Raw genomic sequence first — 21,802 nt, 5'->3', positions numbered from 1 at the left:
TTAATTATTGTTTTTAACAGCTTGAATAAAAATATCGTTTGCACTTGGAATTTCTTCCACAAAATGGGTAATTACTCCTTTTCCATTAAGATAGTTTATCAACGAGGTTGGAGAAGTACCTTGCTCTAACTGAATTTTCATCTTCAATTCGTCCCCTACCGTTTTAAAAAAAGCTTCTGAAGTCACAAATCTATCTGACAACTCATTTCGCAACATCATCTTGTTTGGTGTTTCAATCCCCACCTCAAATGTATTGGTTCGAAAAGCTCTTTTAATGTCAATAAGCTTACCATCTAAGATTTTATTGGATTTATTTATTAATGCGATATGATCACATAGTTCCTCTACTGACTCCATTCTGTGAGTTGAAAAAATTACAGTTGCACCTTTTTCTTTGAGTAATAATATTTCATCTTTAATCAGGTTTGCATTTATGGGGTCAAAGCCACTAAAGGGTTCATCAAAGATTAAAAGTTTTGGTTCATGTAATACAGTAACTACAAATTGTATCTTCTGGGCCATTCCCTTGGAAAGTTCTTGCACCTTTTTATTCCACCAATCTCCAATTTCCAGTCGTTCAAACCAATATTTTAAACGTTTCTTAGCCTCCACTTTACTCAACCCTTTTAACTGGGCCAAATAAAGAGCCTGTTCTCCCACCTTCATACTTTTATAAAGTCCGCGTTCTTCCGGTAAGTAACCTATCTGAGAGATATGCTTTGGCTGTAAGGTTTCTCCATTTAAAATAACATTACCCTGATCGGGATAGGTAATTTGATTGATAATTCTTATAAAGGTTGTTTTCCCCGCACCATTAGGTCCCAGCAAACCAAAAATACTTCCTTCTGGAATTTCTAAAGACACATTATTCAGGGCTGTAAAACCACCAAACTTTTTGGTCACATTTTCTGCTACCAATAAATTGCTCATACCTAATCTGATTTTTTCAAAGATATAGAAATAGTAAAAACCTTATAACTTCCAATCTTATTAATATCACTCTCGTTGTTAAACAAAAAACCCACCCTTTGGCTTAACCTAAGGATGGGAAAAATTGCTATGAAAAAGAAAAAATTTCACTAAACAATGTTTAGTTAATAACAAATATAATTTTTTTAGATTAATTTAAGAAAACATGTCTTTAACCTTTTCAAAGAAAGATTTATCCGACTTTTTAGGCTTAGGCTCAAAATTGTCATCATTCAACATCTTTTCAAAAAACTCCTTCTGTTCTTTATTCAAGGTTTTTGGTGTCCAAACATTTACATGCACCAAAAGATCACCGCTTCCATATCCATTAATACTTGGAATACCTTTTCCTTTCAGCCTTAATATTTTACCAGACTGAATACCTTCTTCAAGCTTAATTCTAACCTTTCCTGTTACGGTATCAATTTCTTTTGATGTTCCTAATGCTGCCTCAGGATAACTAATATACAGATCAAAATGAAGGTTATCTCCTTCTCTTTTTAAAGTAGCATGTTCTTGTTCTTCTATTAGCACCAATAAGTCGCCCGGAACACTATTCCCAGGAGCCTCATTACCTTTTCCAGCTACTTTTAACTGCATGCCTTCCACCACACCCGCAGGTATTTTGATGGAAACGGTTTCTTCATTTACCTTTAAACCTTGTGCGTCTGCACCAGCAGGTTTATGATCAATAATTTGTCCAGAACCTCCACATACATTACAAGTTGAAGCAGTTTGCATTCGACCTAAAATTGTATTGGTTATACGGGTAATTTGACCGGATCCCTGACAAGTCGAACAGGTTTTATAGGTTACACCTTCAGCCTTAACCTTACGTCGAACTTTAACCTTTTTTTCAACACCTTTTGCTATTTCTTCTAAGGATAGCTTAACACGAATTCGAAGGTTACTTCCTTTGACACGAGCTCTTCCTCCTCCGCTAAAACCACCGAATCCGCCAAAACCTCCTCCGAAGGCGCCACCAAAAATATCTCCAAATTGACTGAAAATATCTTCCATGTTCATTCCACCTCCGCCGAAACCTCCAGCTCCATCAAATGCCGCATGGCCGTATTGATCATAACGAGCCTTTTTCTCCGGATCACTTAACACCTCATAGGCTTCCGCTGCTTTTTTAAACATTTCTTCAGCCTCATTATCTCCTGGATTTTTATCAGGGTGATATTGAATAGCCTTTTTTCGATATGCCTTTTTTATTTCAGCTTCAGTCGCTCCTTTACTAATTCCTAATATTTCGTAATAATCTTGCTTCATTTTTTAAACTCTAGGTTTCGTTTATTATAGCATTGGGTCTATTAAATTATTGTCCAAACACAACCTTTGGATGACGAATAATTTTGTCTCCCAATTTGTATCCTTTTTCAATAACATCTACGATTTTACCTTTTAGATCATCAGATGGGGCCGGTATTTGAGTAACCGCATCATGAACTTCTGCATCAAAGGTATCTCCAGTTTTGGTATCTATAACCTCCAAACCTTTTCCTTCCAATACGTTCTTTAATTTGGAACTTATAAGCTCTACTCCTTTGAGCATTTCTTTATCTTCAGATTTGGATATCTCCACCAAGGCCCTGTCAAAATCATCAATAACCGGCAGCATGGCTTGTAAAATATCCTGACCAGCAGTTTTGAACAATTCAATTCGTTCCTTAGAAGTTCTTTTTTTATAGTTTTCAAACTCGGCAAAGAGACGTAAAAACTTATCTTTTTCCTTTGCCAAATCTTCCTTTAATGCATCCAACTCAGAAACCTCTTCAACTACCGTTTCCTGGTTCTCCGGATTTTGCTCACCATTTACATTTTGAGTCTTATCCTGAGTTTGTGCTGTATCCTTATCTTCCACAGTATTTTTTGATTCTTTCGATTTTTTACTCATTTTAAACATAATTATATTGCACCTTCATTTTCACGGCAAAAGTACTGCCATTTAGTTGAAAATGTCAAAATGTCACCAAAATATTTAATACATTTTTATTATTTGAATAAAATTGTATCCGCTACATTTGCTATCGAAAATTAAAAATCTACAAATCTGATGAAAAAACAATCTTTGAAACTTGCTATGGTAGCTGTCTTCGCTGCCTTGTCAATTGCTTGTAAGAACGACAAAAAAAATGAAGCTCAAACCAATGAAGCTGAAGTTGCCGCAAATTCTTCTGAAGAAGCAATTAAATTTAATGCCCTTCCAACTGAAAGTACAATTGAGTGGGTGGGTTCTAAACCTACAGGATCTCACACAGGAACCATCGCGATAGAATCTGGAGTTTTCAGTCTGAAAAACGACATGATAGAAAGCGGGAGTTTCTCAATCGATATGAATTCAATAACTGTAACAGATCTTGAACCTGGAAATGGTAAAGAAAACCTTGAAGCACACTTAAAAGGAAATGCAGAAGGAAAAGAGGATCACTTTTTTAATGTTAAAGAACACCCAAAAGGATCTTTCGAAATAACAGGTTTAAAACAAGCTGAAGGTCAAACCGTTTTAGAAGGGAACTTAACTTTAAAAGGAATTAAAAAGAATATCGCCTTCCCTGTTAATATCTCTGTAAACGAAAACAACATTGTTGTATCGAGTGAAGTATTTACAATCAATCGCACAGATTGGGGAGTAAATTACGGATCTAAATCAATTTTTGAAGATCTTGGAGACAAATTCATTAATGATGATATTGAACTTAAGATATCAATTAAAGCTAATAAAGCATAATTACATCATAAAAAGAATCTCAATTAAGCCAGTTCTTCATCGAATTGGCTTTTTTTATCCTATAAAATGAGATCTTCCAGAGCAGCTGACAAAATCGTATAATTAAAATTAAATCCTTCTTCCTGAATTTTTTTAGAGCTTACCCGATGACTGGCAAGTATTACTTTAGACATTTCTCCCAGCACTACCTTTAAAACAAATTTAGGCACCTTTGGAAACAGTATTGGTTTTTGAACAATTTCAGCAATACTTCTGATTAGTTTTTCATTCGTTACAGGATTAGGAGCAACACCATTAAACACTCCTGAAACCTGATTTTCAATAAGAAATAAATACATTTCAGCCAGATCAGAAATATGTATCCAACTTTGCCATTGTTGCCCATTACCCAATGCAGACCCTATATAATTTTCGACCGGCCCTATCATTTTTGGTAATGCCCCACCATGATCTGATAATACCAAACCAGTTCGTATAATTGCTAAATCCTCAGTAAAAGATTCTAATTCTTTGGCTGTGTCTTCCCATTTTTCAACTACCACTCCCAAAAAAGAATCATCTATTTCAGTTTCATCCTCTTGATAATATTTAACATATGAATCCGGGTAAATACCAATTGCTGAAGAAGACACTATCGATTTAACAGTTTTATTACTTTCAGCTAAACCTTTCCTCAGTGTCCGTAAACTATTTATTCGGCTACTAATGATTTCATCTTTATAGCTTTTAGTCCAACGTTTTGCTATGTTTGATCCTGCAAGATTAATTATAGCCTCAACCTCATTGAAACAACTCTTATCGATTTCCAGCTCATTGGTATTCCAGTAGAAGCCTTTATAATTTTCTTCCGATTTAATCTTAGACTTATCTGTTGTAAGGTAATTAACTGCTATCTTTCTATCTCTGCACTTTCTTACTATTTCTTGTCCAATAAGCCCTGTGGCACCTGTTATCAAAATTCGCATTAAAAAAGCTTTTTTATCAATTTACGAGATTTATTTTGAGAAAATCGGGTATTTATACAAGGTTTAACAGTTTTATATAGCTACTCTATGTAGGTTCTTTAAATATTTATTTCTAATAGAGTAACCCCTCTTAAAACATCGAAAAAAATTCGAATATTCCTTACTTCGTAGCGCGGAGCATTTGAAGAAATTCGAATACTCCTTACTTCGTAGCGCGGAGCATTTGAAGAAATTCGAATACTCCTTACTTCGTAGCGCGGAGCATTTCCCTTTTTCCGGGAGGACCGGGTAATTTTTCTACAGAAAACCCACAAGCGATCATTGCTCGCCTGACACTTCCCTTAGCAGCATAAGTTACGAGAACACCTCCTGACTTGAGAGCATTATACATACGCTGAAATATTTCTTCAGTCCACAACTCAGGCTGAACCCTTGCACCAAAAGCATCAAAATATATCAAATCAAAAACATTTTGATCATCTATTTCATTAAAAAACTGCTTTCTTTTTATCATTCGAAATTGATCACTCAATTTAAAATATTCATCCCAAGATGTTTCATGCATTTTTTTAAACTGATCTTTCTCATTTTGAGCGGACAACCTTTCAATGTAATTAAGTTGTTCAACTTCAATTGCTAGCACCGGATAACCTTCTACACCATGGTAATCAATAAAAAGGTTATTCTTTACAGCTTCCAAATAGGTTATCAGAGCGTTAAGCCCCGTTCCAAATCCTATTTCAAGTATTTTGATTTCATTCTCCACATTGTATTGTTCAAGGTGGTGATACAATCCCATTTTTAAAAAAACATGATAAGCCTCCTGAATAGCTCCGTGCTTTGAATGGTAATTTTCATCCCAATCTTCAATGAATATTGTGGATGAGCCATCAGCTGTTTTTATTACTCTTCTTTTCAATTTATTTCTTTTCAATTAAGACGCCCTCTGCAACAAATAAATTTGTTCTTTTCACGCTTACGATTTTAGAAATTTCATCATCTCCTTCCCCTCCGTCCTTTGCATAATGCTTTTGGTCATCGACAGACATTTCTTCTATAAATGCATTTCCATCTACAATAACCTCTTTACCTACAATATCCTTGGGAACAAAAAATCCATAATCTTTAAACTTAACCATAGCCTCTTCTCCATCATCCAGATCAAGTTTCATCCAACACCCTTTTTTAACACATACCTCTTTCACTTTACCTTTGAATTTAAAAGACAAGGTATCCCCTATTTTTAGACCTTTATAATTACTGGAAGCAAGTTCAATATTTAATGTATTATCAATATCTATCTCTTTTCCAAAAGAGTCATATACATTTTCCTGTTCATTCATATCTATCCTTTCAGAGACCTGCTTCTGGTCAACATTTTTGCATGAAGCTAATAGCCCTAATACTGCTAATAAGACAACTTTTTTCATTTTTTAAAACTTTTGAGTTAGAATCTGATATTATTCATGCAAATTAAGCTTTTTTGAACAAGTTTATATTTAACCATGAAACATATTTCCGTAAATTAGCACAAAAGATTTTTGAGAGATGAGCAGTACTACATTAAAAATTGAAATTGAAAAAGCCACTTCTTCAAAGATAGGACAAGTTGATTTCGACAATTTAGCCTTCGGTTCAGTTTTTACAGACCATATGTTGGTTTGTGATTTTAAGGACGGTGCATGGCAAACACCAAAAATAAAACCTTACGGACCTTTGAGTTTAGACCCTTCAGCTAAAGTTTTTCATTATGGTCAAGCCATTTTTGAAGGACTTAAAGCTTACAAGAGTAATGATGATAGCATATGGCTATTCAGACCTGATGAAAATCATACGCGAATGAATAAATCTTGCGTTCGATTACAAATGCCTGAAATTCCAAAAGAAATTTTCTTTGATGGCCTTGAAACACTCCTTAAAATGGATAAGGACTGGATTAAGAAAGGTGAGGGTAACTCCCTATACATCCGTCCATTTATGATTGCCACCGAAAGCTGTGTTTCAGCTTCACCATCTTTAGAATATAAATTCATGATCATTTGTTCTCCGGCTCAATCCTACTTCAAAAAAGGCATGAGTGGAGTTAAAGTCTTGTTTGCAGAAAAATATAGTAGAGCAGCCAACGGAGGCGTTGGGTTTGCTAAATGTGCAGGTAATTACGCAGGACAATTCTATCCGACACACCTGGCAAACCAGGAAGGATACCATCAGGTATTGTGGACTGATGCAAGCACACATGAAAACCTGGAAGAAGCTGGTGTAATGAATGTGTTTTTCAGAGTTGGTGACAAATTAATTACAGCACCAACCTCTGATAGAATATTAGACGGGGTAACCCGTAAAAGTGTTATAGAAATTGCCAAAGACGAAGGCTTAGATGTAGAGGTAAGACCTGTTACTGTTCATGAAATCATAGCAGCCGCTAAAGAAGGCTCCTTAAAAGAAATGTTTGGATCGGGAACTGCTGCAGTAATAAGCCCAATTTCTGGATTCGGATATAAAGGAGCTCATTATGATCTTCCTGAGATCGATAATAAGTTTGCTGATTTGTTTAAAAAACGAATATCTGATATACAATGCAATAAAGCAGAAGATAAATTTGGCTGGCGCCATAAGGTTTCAGTATAATAAAAAAGACCCAATTTGGGTCTTTTTTATTTTTCTAAGATTTTCTCAATATCCGGCTTAAAATAGTTAGGCCCTTTTAAAACTTTTCCATCCTCCCTGTAAATTGGCTTACCATCTTCATCTAATTTACTCATATTACTTCTTTGTATCTCTTCAAAAACCTCTTCTATCTTATGCTGCATTCCATGTTCCAAAATAGTACCACACAAAATATACAGCATATCACCTAAGGCATCAGCAACTTCAACTAAATCATTATTTCTTGCAGCCTCTAAGTATTCCTCATTCTCTTCTGCCATCAAACTAAAACGTAAGTTTAGTTTATCACTTCCAAGGTCAGCCATAGGAGTCTCAGCAATCCCCAAACCAAAGGCACTATGAAATTCTGCAACCGCTTGTAATTTTCGCTTCATCGTTTATTTTTTGTTTAGTTTTGCATAAAAATAGAATAATGCTAAGTAAGGGACAAATCATTTTTGCAATACTCTTTTTCATTGCCTTTGTAGGAGTAATAATTTACACTTACACTAAAGACAAAAAATTACATTCCAAATATTATAAAGGTGCCCTTTGGGTACTGGTTGGGTTTATTTTATTTGTAACCATATTATCGCTTCTTAAATATTTTATTCGTGAATAGCATATAGGCATTCCTCAGAAAGTTTATCTTATTTTTTGTACTTTGTAAGCTCTCAATCTAACTTTTCAGCAATCAATGAAAATCATTAAATATTTATTCTTTCTTATTGTTATAATTGTCATAGGGTTATCGTTATACATAGCTACACGATCAGGTTATTACAATGTGCATAGAGAAGCAGTTATCGATGCTCCTAAAGAAGTAGTGTATGAATATATAAATGATTATAAAAAATGGCCTGAGTGGTCACCATGGATTGAACAGGAACCTTCTGCCAATATTTCCTTAAGTGATAGTACAGCCGGCATAAATTCATTTTATCACTGGAATGGTGATATTATAGGAGAAGGAATCATTAAAACTATTCATTCCGATAAAGATTCTATTCTCCAAAAAATTGAGTTTACCAAACCACGAGAATCTCAAGGTGATGTTTACTGGAAGCTTTCTTCAAAAACTCCTTCACAATCTATAGTAACCTGGGGTATTAAAGGGGAGTTAAGCTTTTTAGAAAAAGCTATCATGATTTATAAAGGCGGAATGGACAACCTAATTGGAAGTGATTTAGAAAGAGGTCTTTTCAAGATTGATAGTTTGAGTGAGTTAGCTATAGAACAATATACCATCAACCCTAAAGGTATTTCAGAATATAGTGGAGGATATTATCTATACCTCACTACAGCATCTAAACAATCGGGGATTTCAAGTAAAATGACTGAGATGTTTCTTAAGGTCAAAAAGTTTGCAAAGGAAAATAATATAACTTTGTCCGGACCTCCATTTGTACTTTATCATGAATGGGATGACCTCAACAAAACAACAATATTTTCGACATGCATTCCAATTAGAGAAAAGATAATTCCTGATTTTCAAAGCGAGGTGCTATGTGGATTTCTAGATTCTGGAAGATACTTTAAAACCGTTTTAAAAGGCAACTATAAAAACATAGAAGAAGCATGGAGTAAAGCATCTCAAGCCATCAACACTAATAGGTTAGTCGAAGATCCTAAAAGGGATCCTATGGAAGTCTACATTACCGATCCAAGTAAAGTCCCAAATCCTGCGAATTGGATAACAGAAATATACATACCTGTAAAAAAAACCTTAACATTGCAAAAAACTTTTTAACAGCTAGCCACCAGTAAGCATTATATTTACAGCATGAGAGAGTTTCTATGGATTTTTTTAGGAGGTGGGCTTGGCAGTGTAGTCAGGTTTCTGGTAAGTAAACTGGTATACACTTCAAGTTATAACTTTCCGCTATCTACATTTACCGTGAATGTTATAGGAAGCTTGGTCATTGGTCTACTTACCGGTTTAGCATCTAAAAACTTTGGTCTCTCTCAAAGTTTTCTTTTATTTACAGTTACAGGTTTTTGTGGTGGATTCACAACTTTCTCCACTTTCGCCCTTGAAAATGTTTCCTTATTAAAACAAGGGGATTACCTTAATTTCATACTTTACACAATTGGCTCCATCATTTTTGGAATTCTTGCTGTATTTCTTGGCTTTATAATAACCAAGTAGATATAGTTTATTTTATCCTTCAAAGCATCATTTTCAACATCCCTTAAGTTAATTTATAACACACTGGAAGGTAGTGTGTTATATTTCAAACAACATTTTACCCATCCTCAATTTCATTTTTATCAAAAATTCAATAAAAAAATAAATACCCCTAAATAAATAGGGTGTTAAAATAAATTATACTAAAAAATAACATTCAACCCCTATTTTTTATAGGGATATTTGTAATTAATATATAGTTTTACACATCTAACCTTTATAATTATGAAAAAAATAGAAGCAATTATCCGTAAATCAAAATTTGATGAAGTGAGAGATGCATTGCAGCAAATCGAAGTAAACTTTTTTAGTTATTGGGATGTTACAGGCGTAGGCAATGAGAAGCATGGTCATGTATACAGAGGAGTTTCGTACAGCACCACTGACATTCAAAGAAGGTACCTCTCCATTGTCGTTTCAGATGATTTCGTAGAAAGGACCGTCGAAACTATCCTCAAATTCGCATACACCGGAAGTGTTGGGGATGGCAAAATTTTCATTTCTCCTATTGAGGAAACATATCGTATCAGAACTAAGGAATCAGGAGAAATTTCACTTAAATAAAATAACAATCAATTAACTAGAAAGATTATGGAAACTTTATTAACTACAAATAACGTCTGGATGATGATCTGTACAGGTCTAGTATTTATAATGCATTTAGGCTTTGGATTTTTAGAAATTGGATTAACCAGACAAAAAAATACAATAAACATATTATTCAAAAATGTATTCATACTAACTGTTGGTTTATTATTATACTGCCTCATTGGGTTCAACCTTATGTATCCTGGAGAATTTAACGGCTTTTTGGGCTTTTCAGGAATCGGTTTACAATCTCCAATGACCGCTGAAGGTCTTGATCTAACCTATAGTGAGGGATACACCTACTGGACTGATTTCTTATTCCAAGGAATGTTTGCAGCAACTGCGGCAACAATAGTTTCTGGTGCAGTTGCAGAGCGTATTAAAATAGTTCCTTTTATGATTTTCACTATCATCTATGTAGGCCTGGTATACCCAATAGCCGGATCATGGAAATGGGGAGGCGGATTTTTAGATGAAATGGGCTTTTATGACTTTGCTGGTTCGACTTTAGTTCACTCTGTTGGTGGATGGGCTGCTATTATTGCCATCACATTGTTAGGTGCCAGAATTGGAAAATTCAAAGAAAACGGAAAACCAAGTGCTATCCCAGGACATAATATACCTCTTGCTATGGGCGGGGTACTCATACTATGGTTAGGTTGGTTTGGATTCAACGGCGGTTCAGTGCTTTCCGCAGATCCGGCACTTACATCCCTGGTTCTTGTCACAACATGTTTAGCTGCCGCCGCAGGAGGTGTAGCCGCATTTTTGGTATCAACAGCTATGTATAAAAAATATGATTTAACCATGTTTTTAAATGGAATTTTAGGAGGTCTTGTTGGTATTACAGCTGGCGCCGACCTAATGGGGCCTACAGACGCTATTTTAATTGGTCTTATTGCGGGTGCAATTATTGTATTCGGGGTGGCCTTAATTGACAAATTAAAATTAGATGATCCTGTTGGTGCAGTCGCGGTACACTTAATTTGTGGTATTTGGGGCACCCTTGCAGTTGGAATCTTTGGAAGTAAAGCTGGTTTCAGCCAGTTCCTAATACAATTAGGAGGCGTTGCTGCTTATGGTGTATTCTGTTGTGCTACAGCTTTCGCCATTCTTTATACTCTTAAGAAAACTGTTGGTATTCGCGTGAGTAAACAAGAAGAACTAGAAGGACTAGACAATTTCGAACATGGAATGGAGGCTTACCCAGAAATGAGTACAACCTCAGCAGAGGTTAAATCATCACTAATGATGAATAGTTAATTGGTTAGATGGGTAAAAAGATCGGAGCGTTTGGCGGAACGCTCCGATTACTATCACTCCCATTATACAATTAGCTTACAGCTCAATAATACACTTTAAAAAACAATTACCAAAACTACAACTAACTATACCATAATTATGAAAGCAATATTTAATGCAAATTTCGGAAAAATTCTATTTTCCTCAATTTTATTTTACACATCTTTTACACTACATGCTCAGGAAGAGAAGAAATTCTCTTTAAGCGGTAGTATAGACACATATTTCCGACAAAACATCGGCGGGCCTAATGGAGATGATGCCATTGCTCCGGCTACCTCTTTTGCCAACTTAAACGGCTTCGCTTTAGGAATGGCTAACTTAATAGTTAATTACGAAGGGGAAAAAGTGGGTTTTGTTGCGGATCTGGTTTTAGGACCAAGAGGTGAAGATGCCGTATTCAACTCTCCTTTATATACTCCAGATGGAGGTTCAAGCAGAATCATAAATCAATTATACGCCTATTGGAATGTCTCAGAAAACATTACACTAACGCTAGGAAACTTTAATACTTTTTTAGGTTATGAAGTCATTTCACCGGTTGCCAATTTCAATTACAGCACCTCATATATGTTTTCCTACGGACCTTTTTCTCACACGGGTCTAAAAGCAGATTTTCAACTCACTGAAGATCTAAGTTTAATGTTGGCAGTAATGAACAGTACTGATTTTACTGAATTTAATCCTGACGGAAAATATACTGGAGGATTACAATTAGGATACAAAGGTCAATTCTTAAATGTACTTTACGGAAAGCAAACAGCTTATGACGGAACAGGAGCTTTAATTGCTGATGTAGACCCCACTTTTCAAATAGATTATACTGGTGGTTTTGATTTCTCAGAAAACATTTTTTTAGGGATTAACGCAACATATAACACAACTGATAGCGCTGGATTTTACGGAGCTGCTCTTTATCCACAGTATGCTGCTACCGAAAATTTCAGCATTGGTTTAAGAGGTGAGTATTTTTCAGTATTTGATAACGGACTGGATGGAGTGATTGGACTAGACGGAGATGGAGACGGCCATGTGTTTGCAGCTACCTTAACCGGAAGCTATACTCTAGGAGATTTAATGATAAAACCGGAGTTTAGAATTGACACTGCTTCTGAAGACACCTTCTTAAATGGAGATTTAGAACCCAATAAAAGCCTCTCTTCTGTTTTAATTGCGGCAATTTATAGCTTTTAAATTTTTGCGCCCTTTTATTTTATATTTTCGATAGTTTTATAAAAACCAGTGTGTTTTCACACTGGTTTTTATTTAAACTTCTTCACCCCTGCCTTTACCGCCAGAGATAAGTTATTTTCATTGGGTACAATTGGACATGAAAACTTTTTGTTATATGCACAATATGGATTGTAGGCCTTATTAAAATCAATTACTATTTCATCTCCTTCAGGAATTCTTAAATCAATATACCGTCCTCCTCCATAAGTAGCATCTCCGTTAGTTAAATCTGAAAAAGGTAAAAACAAATAGTCTTTATACTCTTCTGAATCAAGCAAAGCCATACTTTGATAGATATTCAAATTGTAATCGACATCTTTAATTTTGAAATTGGCCACTGCATATAACCGTTCTTGTGTTTTTCTATCAGTAGTTGTAGGCATAAAAAAAACTTCAGCGTCAGGCGTGAAGGTTAATTTTGCTTTTACAATAAAATTAGTATCAATCGGAAAAAAGTCTAATTCTGAGAATTCACTCCTATCCTTATCTTTCAAAGGGGATGTTTCGGGATTTTTAAATTCTTCATTCAGCTTATTTTGGAATTCAACCACAGAACTCACTTTATCAGAAATATTCGTCATTACCTCTTCCTGAACCTTAACATCATGGTATTTTTTATCAGACTTACAGCCAGTTACTACTATCAATATTAAAAATAAAACCCTTTTCATGTAAATTAATTTTAATTCAAATGTACAACGAATACAATTTTTATTTAGTTTTGTGTACAACAAAAAAGAAATAAATGAAAAGATTTTCAACATATAAGCTTTGTGTATATACGATATATCGATGTCGGTGCTGATTTATGTTGAATACAAACTCATTATAAAAACATGAAGGCCCGGCAAATTTTGCCGGGCCTTTTTTATTCAATCTATTATAATTAATTAACCATGAAAAAAATCTACCAAGGCTACATTGCTTCTTTCAATGGCCTTTCAAAAGAAGTATGGTGGTTGGCATTAATCACTTTGATAAATAGAGCCGGCACAATGGTAATTCCGTTTTTATCGCTATACCTAACCAAGAGTTTAAATTTTACCTTGGGTGATGTTGGGTGGATCATGACAGCATTCGGTTTGGGTTCTGTTGCAGGATCTTGGCTTGGAGGAAAATTAACAGACACCATTGGTTATTACAAAGTAATGGCAGGAAGCCTTATATTATCAAGTTTAATGTTTATTTCCTTGCAATTCTACCAATCGTTTTGGAGTATTTGCTTCGGAGTATTTATAACTATACTTGTTGCAGATGCTTTTAGACCTGCTATTTTCGTAGCATTGAATGCATATAGTAAACCAAAAAACAAAACTAGATCTTTAACACTTATCAGGTTGGCTATAAACCTTGGTTTTTCGGTTGGTCCTGCGGTAGGCGGTATTATCATTACTACCCTGGGATATGCAGGTTTGTTTTGGATAGATGGTATAACTTGCTTCTTTGCTGGAATTTTACTTCTATACATCCTGAACCCTAAAAAAGCCAGGATTATTGATGAAATTAAGACTGTAGAAAACCCACAGTCTGCATACAAAGATTACCCTTACTGGATTTTCTTTTTTGCAATGGGTTTATTTGGGTTTATCTTTTTACAGTATTTTTCGACTGTTCCTATTTTTTATGAAAAAGTTCATGGGATGTCCGAAGACCAAATTGGTTTATTATTAGGAATGAATGGTTTTGTGATTTTTTTATTTGAAATGCCTTTAGTTAAATTTTTTGAAACCAAAACCTGGTCCAATATAGCCAATATGCTATTTGGAGCATTTTTAACAACCATTAGTATGCTACTACTCAATATGAGTGAGTGGATAGGTATTCTTGTGTTTGGAATGTTATTTATGACCCTAGGTGAAATGATTGCTTTTCCTTTTTCAAATGCCTTCGCTTTAAAAAGAGCTAAAAAAGGAAATGCCGGTGAATACATGGCACTATACAGTATTGCCTTTTCATTTTCCCATATATTCGGTCATAATTCAGGCTTGCAACTTATAGAAAAATATGGTTTTGAGACTACATGGTATGTAATGACGGCACTTGGATTAGTCTGCTGCCTCTTACTTATTGTATTAAGAAAAAAAATAAAAGCTGAAGTGCGCACAGAGGAAGAGCGCACAAAAGAGGAGTACAAAGAAGAAGAGTCCGTAGCAGAGGTCAAATCACTTTAAAACTCTTCTCCTTCCAGATATAGGCCGGTTTTCAACTACATTTGAAAGAATGATATGCGTCTTTGTTTCACCGTATTGAATTACCCGGTCTATAAATTCCTCTAAATGCTGCTGATCATAAAGAATAACCTCCATGATTATATTTTCAACACCAGTTATTCTATAACAGTTTATTACCTCCTTATAACCCTTCACTACCTCTAAAAATGGTTTTAACCTGCCAGTAAACACCTTTAATGTAATAATAGCCTTTAGTCGGTGGCCTGTAGTTGTATGAGCTATATCTGCTCTATACCCCTTAATAACACCTAAATCCTCCATTTTTTTTATGCGTTCCGAAACTGCCGGAGATGAGAGTCCCACACGTCTACCTATTTCTGCATTTGTCAACCTCGCATTTTCTTGCAGCAACATAAGAATCGCCCAATTAACATCATCCTTTATCATTTAAATATAATTTTGAATTTTGATTTAAAAATTAAACCATATACATGATTTCACATTCAAATATAAGGCTAAAAATTACCAACTCGTAGTAATTTTGATTAAAAGAAGATTAATATGGCAGGTTACAACTCAAATAGCATTACTCAACATGAAATCTACAAAAAAGCCATTAATATTTTTGGTATCAGTAGAGCTATTGCCAGCTATGTAGGAGACGATCAATCCATTTTACATTTACACAATTCAGAGATCAAAAAGGACAACTACTCCGCTTACTTAGTTATGGAATCTATGTCTTTATCTCAAAAAATAATTAAACTTCATATCTCAAAGGAGTATTCAAGTAAAAGAAAACACATTAAATCTTTAGAAAAAGCTATATCAAAATTAAACAGTTATTGCGAATACTTAGAGTACAATTATTCTCAGGCTAAAGATTACATACACCTTTTAAGGCGTGAAATATCGCTTTTCTCTAAGGAAAAATTCAAATGGGAAAAAGAACTTCTGGAGAAATAATCAATACCTTGTTCTTAAATTATATTTGGTCAATAAATCATTATATTCGGTACTAATTCTTAACAGAGCGATTCCTTCTAAATTGTCTAATACAGCTACATCTTTATACCCTTTCTTCAGTAACTCTTCAAGATAATACAAGGCCATATCATATTTCCCTAATAGTGTTGATAGCTGTACCGTTTTCAAATAAGGTTCATTTTTATCAGGGGTAAGTAAAGTATAAAAAATATTTATGAACAATAAGCTTTCTGCCTGAGTCTCGGGTATTAATTGATTTTCATACATTTTCGCTAAACCACCCAACAAACCTTTTAATCGCTTAGCCATTTTTTGATTTTCAAGCTTCGGACTCTTTTCTAACTCATTAATTTTTTCAATCTCATCAGACCAATAAGTTAAATTCCTGGTATCGGCTAGTTCAATATCTCCGGGCAAAAATGAATAGTAATCTTCTCTATATAAGGTTTCTGCCTGATAAACCCTTCTATATTCACTCAATTGTGCTTTATACAATTTACTTCGTTTAATCTCCTTCATCTTATCCTTTAAAGAATCTACCTCTTTAAAAAACTTATAATTTTCAATTAAAGCCTCAAAGGCCTCATAACTATTTACTAGTTCACCTTTGTTATAGAGTTCATCTGCAAAATTAAAATCCTTTTGAAAACATCGTTCCAAAAGCGATTCATTTCTCGTGACCAACCCTTTTGCCATATATTTTACGGTAAGCGTTCTTAAAGCTTTTGAAATATATTCTTCATTTGGCCACTCATGCCCTCCATTAAAGAAAAAAAGTTCCGAATCGAAGTTCCGGGAATTCAAATAATAAATCCCATCAAGCATTTCTATGTAATTAAAATCTTCATCACCAATAAGTCCGATATACATAAAGGTATTTTTAACGGGCATATACTCACCACCAATATCGAAAGAAGCCCCACAACCAATTACGGCGGAAATATTCTTTGCAAGAACGGCTGAAGACGTAGCAAGTCTTGCTCCACCAGAAAAACCTGCAAAAACAATCCTATCGGGTGCCACAGAAAAAGAAGCATTCACATCATTCAACAACTTACTTATTTTCATAAAGTTTTCCTGATAACTGCCATTTTTAACAGTATTGGAAGCTATGACCACGTATCCATACTCTTTTGCACCAGCCGTGAACCTTTTAATGGCTTCTTGTCCATTTCCAGATGGATCAAAAACGTAAACCACAGGCCACCTTTTACTTTCATCATAAGCGGATGGAACATACGATGCGTATGTTTCACTTGCATCAGCATTATTAATCCTAACAGAATCTTTGACTTCTCCTTTTATATATTTCGAAGACTGGGCATTACCTGCATAAAAGACTAAAAGCCATATTAAAAAGAATAGCTGTTTTTTCATGTATGAATACATTTTCTGTTTTTAAAGTTACATCAAATATTATTCCATCAAATAAATTGCATAAAATTTCTTATTAAAATAGTCAAGAATCATTAATTACACTAAACAAAAAGAGGTTGTTAAAACAACCTCTTTTTCATCATATACATAATCATTTTTCTTTATTACATATTTCTTCGGTATTGTCCTCCTACCTCAAACAAGGCTTTTGTTATTTGACCGAGGGAACATATTTTAGTAGCCTCCATTAATTCTTCAAAAATATTTCTGTTGTTAACCGCTGCCTCCTGAACATTTTTCAGAGCATGATCTGCCTTATTCATTCTGGCTTTATGCAGATTCTCAAGCGTTTTAATCTGATCTCTTTTCTCTATTTCCGTAGCCCTTATAACCTCAGCTGGTGTTACCGTTGGGGATCCTTTTGAACTTAAAAAAGTATTTACTCCAATGATCGGATACTCTCCAGTGTGTTTAAGTGTCTCATAATAGAGGCTCTCTTCCTGTATCTTAGAACGTTGATACATGGTCTCCATCGCCCCAAGAACTCCTCCTCTTTCTGTTAGTCTATCAAACTCTGTTAAAACGGCTTCTTCAACCAGATCAGTTAGTTCTTCTATAATGAATGCCCCTTGTATAGGATTCTCATTTTTAGCCAATCCTAACTCTTTATTAATAATAAGCTGAATAGCCATTGCTCGCCTAACAGATGCCTCTGTAGGAGTAGTTATAGCCTCATCATAAGCATTAGTATGCAAAGAATTACAATTATCATAAATAGCATATAAGGCCTGAAGAGTTGTTCTTATATCATTAAAGTCTATTTCCTGAGCATGAAGTGATCTACCTGAAGTTTGAATGTGATATTTAAGCATCTGGGCTCGCTCGTTGGCCCCATATTTATACTTCAGGGCCTTGGACCATATTCTTCGGGCGACTCTACCAATAACTGCATATTCCGGATCAATACCATTGGAGAAAAAGAAGGATAAATTCGGACCAAACTTATTAATATCCATTCCTCGACTTAAATAATACTCCACATAAGTAAATCCATTTGCCAATGTGAAAGCCAACTGTGTTATTGGATTCGCTCCTGCCTCTGCTATATGATAACCTGAAATTGAAACTGAATAAAAATTCCGAACGTTCTGATCGATAAAGTACTCCTGAACATCTCCCATTAACCTTAAAGCAAATTCAGTAGAAAAAATACAGGTATTCTGAGCCTGATCTTCTTTTAAAATATCTGCCTGAACAGTCCCTCTAACTTTAGATAAAGTTTCGGTTTTAATTGAATTATAAACATCTAAAGGCAAAACTTCATCACCGGTAACTCCTAAAAGCATCAGTCCTAAACCATCATTCCCTTCCGGCAATTCTCCATTATAAACAGGTCTTTTAACCCCTTTTTCTTTATAAATTGATTCAATTTTAGTCTGAACCTCCTCTTCAAGGCCGTTTTCTAAAATATATTTCTCACAATTTTGATCAATGGCAGCATTCATAAAGAACCCTAACAACATCGGCGCAGGCCCGTTTATGGTCATACTAACTGAGGTTAAAGGGTGACTTAAGTCAAAACCCGAGTACAGTTTTTTCGCATCGTCCAGACAGCATATTGAGACCCCGGAATTACCAATCTTACCATAAATATCCGGACGTAATCCCGGATCATTCCCATATAGTGTAACTGAGTCGAAAGCTGTTGACAGCCTTTTAGCTGGCATCCCTAAACTAACATAATGAAAACGCCTGTTGGTTCGTTCAGGACCTCCCTCTCCAGCAAACATTCTTGTTGGATCTTCCCCTGTTCTTTTAAAAGGATACAATCCAGAAGTATAGGGAAACTCTCCTGGCACATTCTCTTGTAAGACCCACTTTAACACATCTCCCCAAGCCGTATATTTCGGTAAGGCTACCTTGGGTATTGATGTATGAGAAAGTGACTCTGTATGTGTTTGAATCTTTATTTCCTTGCCTCTAACCTTAAATGAATAAATAGGATCTTTATAACGATTCACTTTTTCATACCAACCAACTATAACTTCCCAATTATATGGATCAAAATCCATTTTGGTTTTATTAAACTGTGCTATTAAAAGATTTACAAATTCCTTATCCTCTTCAATAGCTTCCTTTAAAATTGCTGTTTCATCTATACCGTTTTTGGTAATCCACTGATGTGAAGCCTTCTTGTCGATTACTGTACACAAGGTTCTGTAAATTCCGTATAATTTTTGTGCTACCTCTACTTGATCGCTTACGGTTTTATCATACCCTCTGTTATTCTCGGAAATTTCAGATAAATATCTAGTTCGATTTGGTGGTATTACAAAGATCTTTTCGGACATCTCCTTCGAGATTTCGAAAGTTGAAGTTAAATCAGCTTTCGTTTTCTCCACTATTTTATCCATAATAGCCTTATATAGCGTATTGGTACCTGGATCGTTAAACTGTGAAGCAATTGTACCAAAAACAGGCATGTCGTCAACTTTCACCTCCCATTGGTTGTGGTTTCGCTGATATTGTTTTTTAACATCTCTTAATGCATCCAGCGCCCCTCTTTTATCAAATTTATTTATAGCCACCAGATCGGCAAAATCTAACATATCAATTTTTTCTAACTGGGTAGCCGCTCCGAACTCAGGCGTCATCACATAGAGTGAAACATCAGAGTGATCAAGGATTTCGGTATCACTCTGTCCAATTCCAGAAGTCTCTAAAATAATTAAATCATATTTAGCCGCCTTTAGAATCTCTACAGCTTCTGCCACATGTTTGGACAAGGCCAAATTGGATTGACGAGTAGCCAAAGACCTCATGTAAACTCTAGAGTCATTAATGGCATTCATTCTAATCCTATCTCCTAAAAGAGCTCCTCCAGTTTTTCTTTTAGAGGGATCTACCGATATAATTCCTATCGTTTTATCCGGAAAGTCAAGCAAAAACCTTCTAACCAATTCATCTACCAACGAAGATTTACCTGCACCCCCTGTACCGGTAATACCCAGAACAGGAACATTAACACTTTCATTCCTTTTGTGAATCTCATCAATAAATCGTTGGGCTATTTCCGGAAAATTTTCTGCCGATGATATTAAACGTGCAATGGCTTGAGGCTCTTTATCTTTCAGTACTTCTAACTCTCCATCTAGCTGATCACCGATTGGATAATCGGACTTTTCAATAAGATCATTAATCATGCCCTGCAATCCCATTTCCCGTCCATCATCAGGAGCATAAATTCTGGCAATTCCATACGACATTAATTCCTTAATCTCTTCTGGCAGAATTACTCCACCACCTCCTCCAAAAATTTTAATATGACCCGCTCCTTTTTCTTGAAGCAAATCATACATATACTTAAAATATTCATTATGTCCACCTTGATAGGAGGTCATTGCGATGGCATTTGCATCTTCCTGAATAGCTGTATTAACAACCTCCTCAACACTTCTGTCATGTCCGAGATGAATTACCTCAACTCCAGTAGCCTGAATAATCCTTCTCATCACATTAATTGCAGCGTCGTGGCCGTCGAAAAGTGAAGCAGCAGTAACAATCCGTATTTTGTTCTTTGGTTGATATGGTTTTTTAGTGTGTGTCATGTGTGTTATGATAAGTTTTAATCGTTGCAATTTACGTAAAATGCAAAAAACTAACCTCTTATTTAAGGTTTGATAAAGGCGTTTCCAGATAATCAATACTTAACATGGTATACTGTCGGTTTTATTTATCTTTGATCCACTCGAAAATAAAAACCCTTAAATCTTATGAAAAAGCTAATTGCTTTATTTTTAATTATCACCACTTATAGCTGTTCAGAGTTACAGCAAGTAGTTAATCAATTACCTGGCGCTGGACTAAGTAACGATCAAATAGCCACGGGTCTTAAGGAGGCTCTAGACCAAGGCATTGATAAACAGGTTTCTAAACTCACTCAAGAAGATGGGTTTTACAAAAATGATTTAGTAAAAATCATATTACCTGAAGAATTACAAAAGGTTGACAAAACCCTTAGAAAGATTGGCTTATCGAGTCTGGCAGATGAGGGGTTAAAGGTTTTAAATAGAGCAGCTGAAAATGCTGTGAAGGAAGGGACCCCTATATTCGCCAATGCGGTAAAGGAAATGACCTTTAATGATGCGAAAAATATTTTAATGGGACCCGATAATGCAGCCACGCTTTATTTGGAGGAGAAAACCAGCAATGAATTATACAGCAAATTTAATCCGGTAATAAAAAGTTCACTGGATAATGTCGGAGCTACTCAAATATGGAGTACGATTATTAAAAAATATAACGCGCTACCCCTTACGGTTCCTGTGAATACTGATTTACCTGATTATGTTACAGGTGAAACTATGCAAGGTGTTTTCACTATGATCGCCTTTGAAGAAAATAAAATTAGAAATAACATTTCTTCGAGATCCACAGCCTTACTACAACAAGTATTTGCCTTACAAGATTAATCATATTGTATCTTATAATGACTATCAAAGACGGGTTCTAATGAATACTGTCTTTGATAGTTTACCTATAATGTTGCCTTAGCTCATACATAGGTTATCCATACCCTATCCATACTTTAACTATACTCTATCTATACTGTTGCACCGGGCCTAGACAACTTTAAAATGGT

21 protein-coding genes are annotated in these 21,802 nt (G+C 35.1%); 10 read left to right on the top strand and 11 right to left on the bottom strand.

From position 1 onward, the window contains the following. The 3 genes from BM361_RS06440 to BM361_RS06430 form a co-directional block, all read right to left on the bottom strand. Positions 1-930, bottom strand: a complete 930-nt coding sequence (locus tag BM361_RS06440; protein ID WP_074977703.1) for an ABC transporter ATP-binding protein — start codon at positions 928-930, stop codon at positions 1-3. 195 nt (positions 931-1,125) lie between these two features. After that, a complete protein-coding gene (gene dnaJ, locus BM361_RS06435; protein WP_038265829.1) occupies positions 1,126-2,244 on the bottom strand; it encodes a molecular chaperone DnaJ in 1,119 nt (372 codons plus the stop codon). 46 nt (positions 2,245-2,290) lie between these two features. Further along, positions 2,291-2,869, bottom strand: coding sequence for a nucleotide exchange factor GrpE (locus BM361_RS06430; protein WP_074977841.1), 579 nt, complete (start codon positions 2,867-2,869; stop codon positions 2,291-2,293). Positions 2,870-3,028: 159 nt separating this feature from the next. Here BM361_RS06430 and BM361_RS06425 point away from each other — a divergent pair, with 159 nt between their 5' ends. Beyond that, on the top strand, positions 3,029-3,703 hold the full coding sequence (locus BM361_RS06425; protein ID WP_074977702.1) for a YceI family protein: 675 nt from the start codon (positions 3,029-3,031) through the stop codon (positions 3,701-3,703). Positions 3,704-3,762: 59 nt separating this feature from the next. Here the strand turns inward: BM361_RS06425 and BM361_RS06420 are convergent, their stop codons facing one another. The 3 genes from BM361_RS06420 to BM361_RS06410 form a co-directional block, all read right to left on the bottom strand. Then, positions 3,763-4,668, bottom strand: a complete 906-nt coding sequence (locus BM361_RS06420) for a TIGR01777 family oxidoreductase (RefSeq protein ID WP_074977700.1) — start codon at positions 4,666-4,668, stop codon at positions 3,763-3,765. 244 nt (positions 4,669-4,912) lie between these two features. Next, a complete protein-coding gene (gene mnmD / locus BM361_RS06415) occupies positions 4,913-5,587 on the bottom strand; it encodes a tRNA (5-methylaminomethyl-2-thiouridine)(34)-methyltransferase MnmC2 (protein WP_074977839.1) in 675 nt (224 codons plus the stop codon). Between the two features lies 1 nt (position 5,588). After that, positions 5,589-6,098 carry a DUF4920 domain-containing protein gene (locus BM361_RS06410; RefSeq protein WP_074977699.1) on the bottom strand — a complete coding sequence of 170 codons (510 nt, stop codon included), beginning with the start codon at positions 6,096-6,098 and terminating at the stop codon, positions 5,589-5,591. A 118-nt stretch (positions 6,099-6,216) separates the two neighbouring features. On the opposite strand from BM361_RS06410, the gene BM361_RS06405 reads away from it, so the two are divergent. Continuing rightward, positions 6,217-7,296 (top strand): branched-chain amino acid aminotransferase, encoded by a 1,080-nt coding sequence (locus BM361_RS06405; protein WP_074977697.1) that lies wholly within the window; start codon positions 6,217-6,219, stop codon positions 7,294-7,296. Positions 7,297-7,322: 26 nt separating this feature from the next. Here BM361_RS06405 and BM361_RS06400 read toward each other — a convergent pair whose 3' ends face one another. Further along, complete coding sequence (locus BM361_RS06400; protein ID WP_074977695.1) at positions 7,323-7,709, bottom strand: pyrophosphohydrolase domain-containing protein; 387 nt, start codon at positions 7,707-7,709, stop codon at positions 7,323-7,325. A 302-nt stretch (positions 7,710-8,011) separates the two neighbouring features. Here BM361_RS06400 and BM361_RS06390 point away from each other — a divergent pair, with 302 nt between their 5' ends. The 5 genes from BM361_RS06390 to BM361_RS06370 all read left to right on the top strand — a co-directional run bounded on the left by BM361_RS06390 (position 8,012) and on the right by BM361_RS06370 (position 12,586). Beyond that, positions 8,012-9,064, top strand: a complete 1,053-nt coding sequence (locus tag BM361_RS06390) for an SRPBCC family protein (RefSeq protein WP_074977693.1) — start codon at positions 8,012-8,014, stop codon at positions 9,062-9,064. Positions 9,065-9,097: 33 nt separating this feature from the next. Beyond that, positions 9,098-9,463 carry a fluoride efflux transporter CrcB gene (gene crcB, locus BM361_RS06385; RefSeq protein ID WP_038265854.1) on the top strand — a complete coding sequence of 122 codons (366 nt, stop codon included), beginning with the start codon at positions 9,098-9,100 and terminating at the stop codon, positions 9,461-9,463. Between the two features lie 264 nt (positions 9,464-9,727). Continuing rightward, positions 9,728-10,066, top strand: a complete 339-nt coding sequence (locus BM361_RS06380; protein WP_038265857.1) for a P-II family nitrogen regulator — start codon at positions 9,728-9,730, stop codon at positions 10,064-10,066. A gap of 27 nt (positions 10,067-10,093) precedes the next feature. Next, positions 10,094-11,353 (top strand): ammonium transporter, encoded by a 1,260-nt coding sequence (locus BM361_RS06375; protein WP_051413504.1) that lies wholly within the window; start codon positions 10,094-10,096, stop codon positions 11,351-11,353. A gap of 138 nt (positions 11,354-11,491) precedes the next feature. Continuing rightward, positions 11,492-12,586 (top strand): porin, encoded by a 1,095-nt coding sequence (locus BM361_RS06370; protein WP_083425866.1) that lies wholly within the window; start codon positions 11,492-11,494, stop codon positions 12,584-12,586. A gap of 68 nt (positions 12,587-12,654) precedes the next feature. On the opposite strand, the gene BM361_RS06365 is transcribed toward BM361_RS06370, so the two are convergent. Further along, entirely contained in the window at positions 12,655-13,296 is a 642-nt protein-coding gene (locus BM361_RS06365; protein ID WP_038265860.1) for a DUF1684 domain-containing protein, read from the bottom strand. A gap of 225 nt (positions 13,297-13,521) precedes the next feature. Here BM361_RS06365 and BM361_RS06360 point away from each other — a divergent pair, with 225 nt between their 5' ends. Beyond that, entirely contained in the window at positions 13,522-14,796 is a 1,275-nt protein-coding gene (locus tag BM361_RS06360) for an MDR family MFS transporter (protein WP_074977691.1), read from the top strand. Here BM361_RS06360 and BM361_RS06355 read toward each other — a convergent pair. Then, entirely contained in the window at positions 14,788-15,243 is a 456-nt protein-coding gene (locus BM361_RS06355; protein ID WP_038265863.1) for an Lrp/AsnC family transcriptional regulator, read from the bottom strand. The two genes, BM361_RS06360 and BM361_RS06355, sit on opposite strands and share 9 nt — an antisense overlap. Positions 15,244-15,357: 114 nt before the next feature. On the opposite strand from BM361_RS06355, the gene BM361_RS06350 reads away from it, so the two are divergent. Further along, positions 15,358-15,762, top strand: coding sequence for a hypothetical protein (locus BM361_RS06350; RefSeq protein ID WP_038265866.1), 405 nt, complete (start codon positions 15,358-15,360; stop codon positions 15,760-15,762). Here BM361_RS06350 and BM361_RS06345 read toward each other — a convergent pair whose 3' ends face one another. Together BM361_RS06345 and BM361_RS06340 are read right to left on the bottom strand one after the other, a co-directional pair. After that, positions 15,763-17,160 (bottom strand): hypothetical protein, encoded by a 1,398-nt coding sequence (locus BM361_RS06345; protein WP_074977690.1) that lies wholly within the window; start codon positions 17,158-17,160, stop codon positions 15,763-15,765. It abuts the gene before it with no gap. Between the two features lie 164 nt (positions 17,161-17,324). Continuing rightward, the gene (locus BM361_RS06340; RefSeq protein WP_074977688.1) at positions 17,325-20,768 is read right to left on the bottom strand and encodes a methylmalonyl-CoA mutase family protein; all 3,444 of its coding nucleotides are present in this window, start codon (positions 20,766-20,768) and stop codon (positions 17,325-17,327) included. Positions 20,769-20,933: 165 nt separating this feature from the next. Between BM361_RS06340 and BM361_RS06335 the strand changes: the two genes are divergently transcribed. Beyond that, a complete protein-coding gene (locus BM361_RS06335; RefSeq protein WP_038265875.1) occupies positions 20,934-21,632 on the top strand; it encodes a DUF4197 domain-containing protein in 699 nt (232 codons plus the stop codon). The last annotated feature ends 170 nt before the right edge of the window (positions 21,633-21,802 follow it).

The organism is Zhouia amylolytica, from assembly GCF_900116365.1.
GTDB classification, from domain to species: domain Bacteria; phylum Bacteroidota; class Bacteroidia; order Flavobacteriales; family Flavobacteriaceae; genus Zhouia; species Zhouia amylolytica.
The sequence above is the reverse complement of the archived record's forward strand: the minus strand, read 5'-3'. Positions and strand labels throughout refer to the sequence as shown.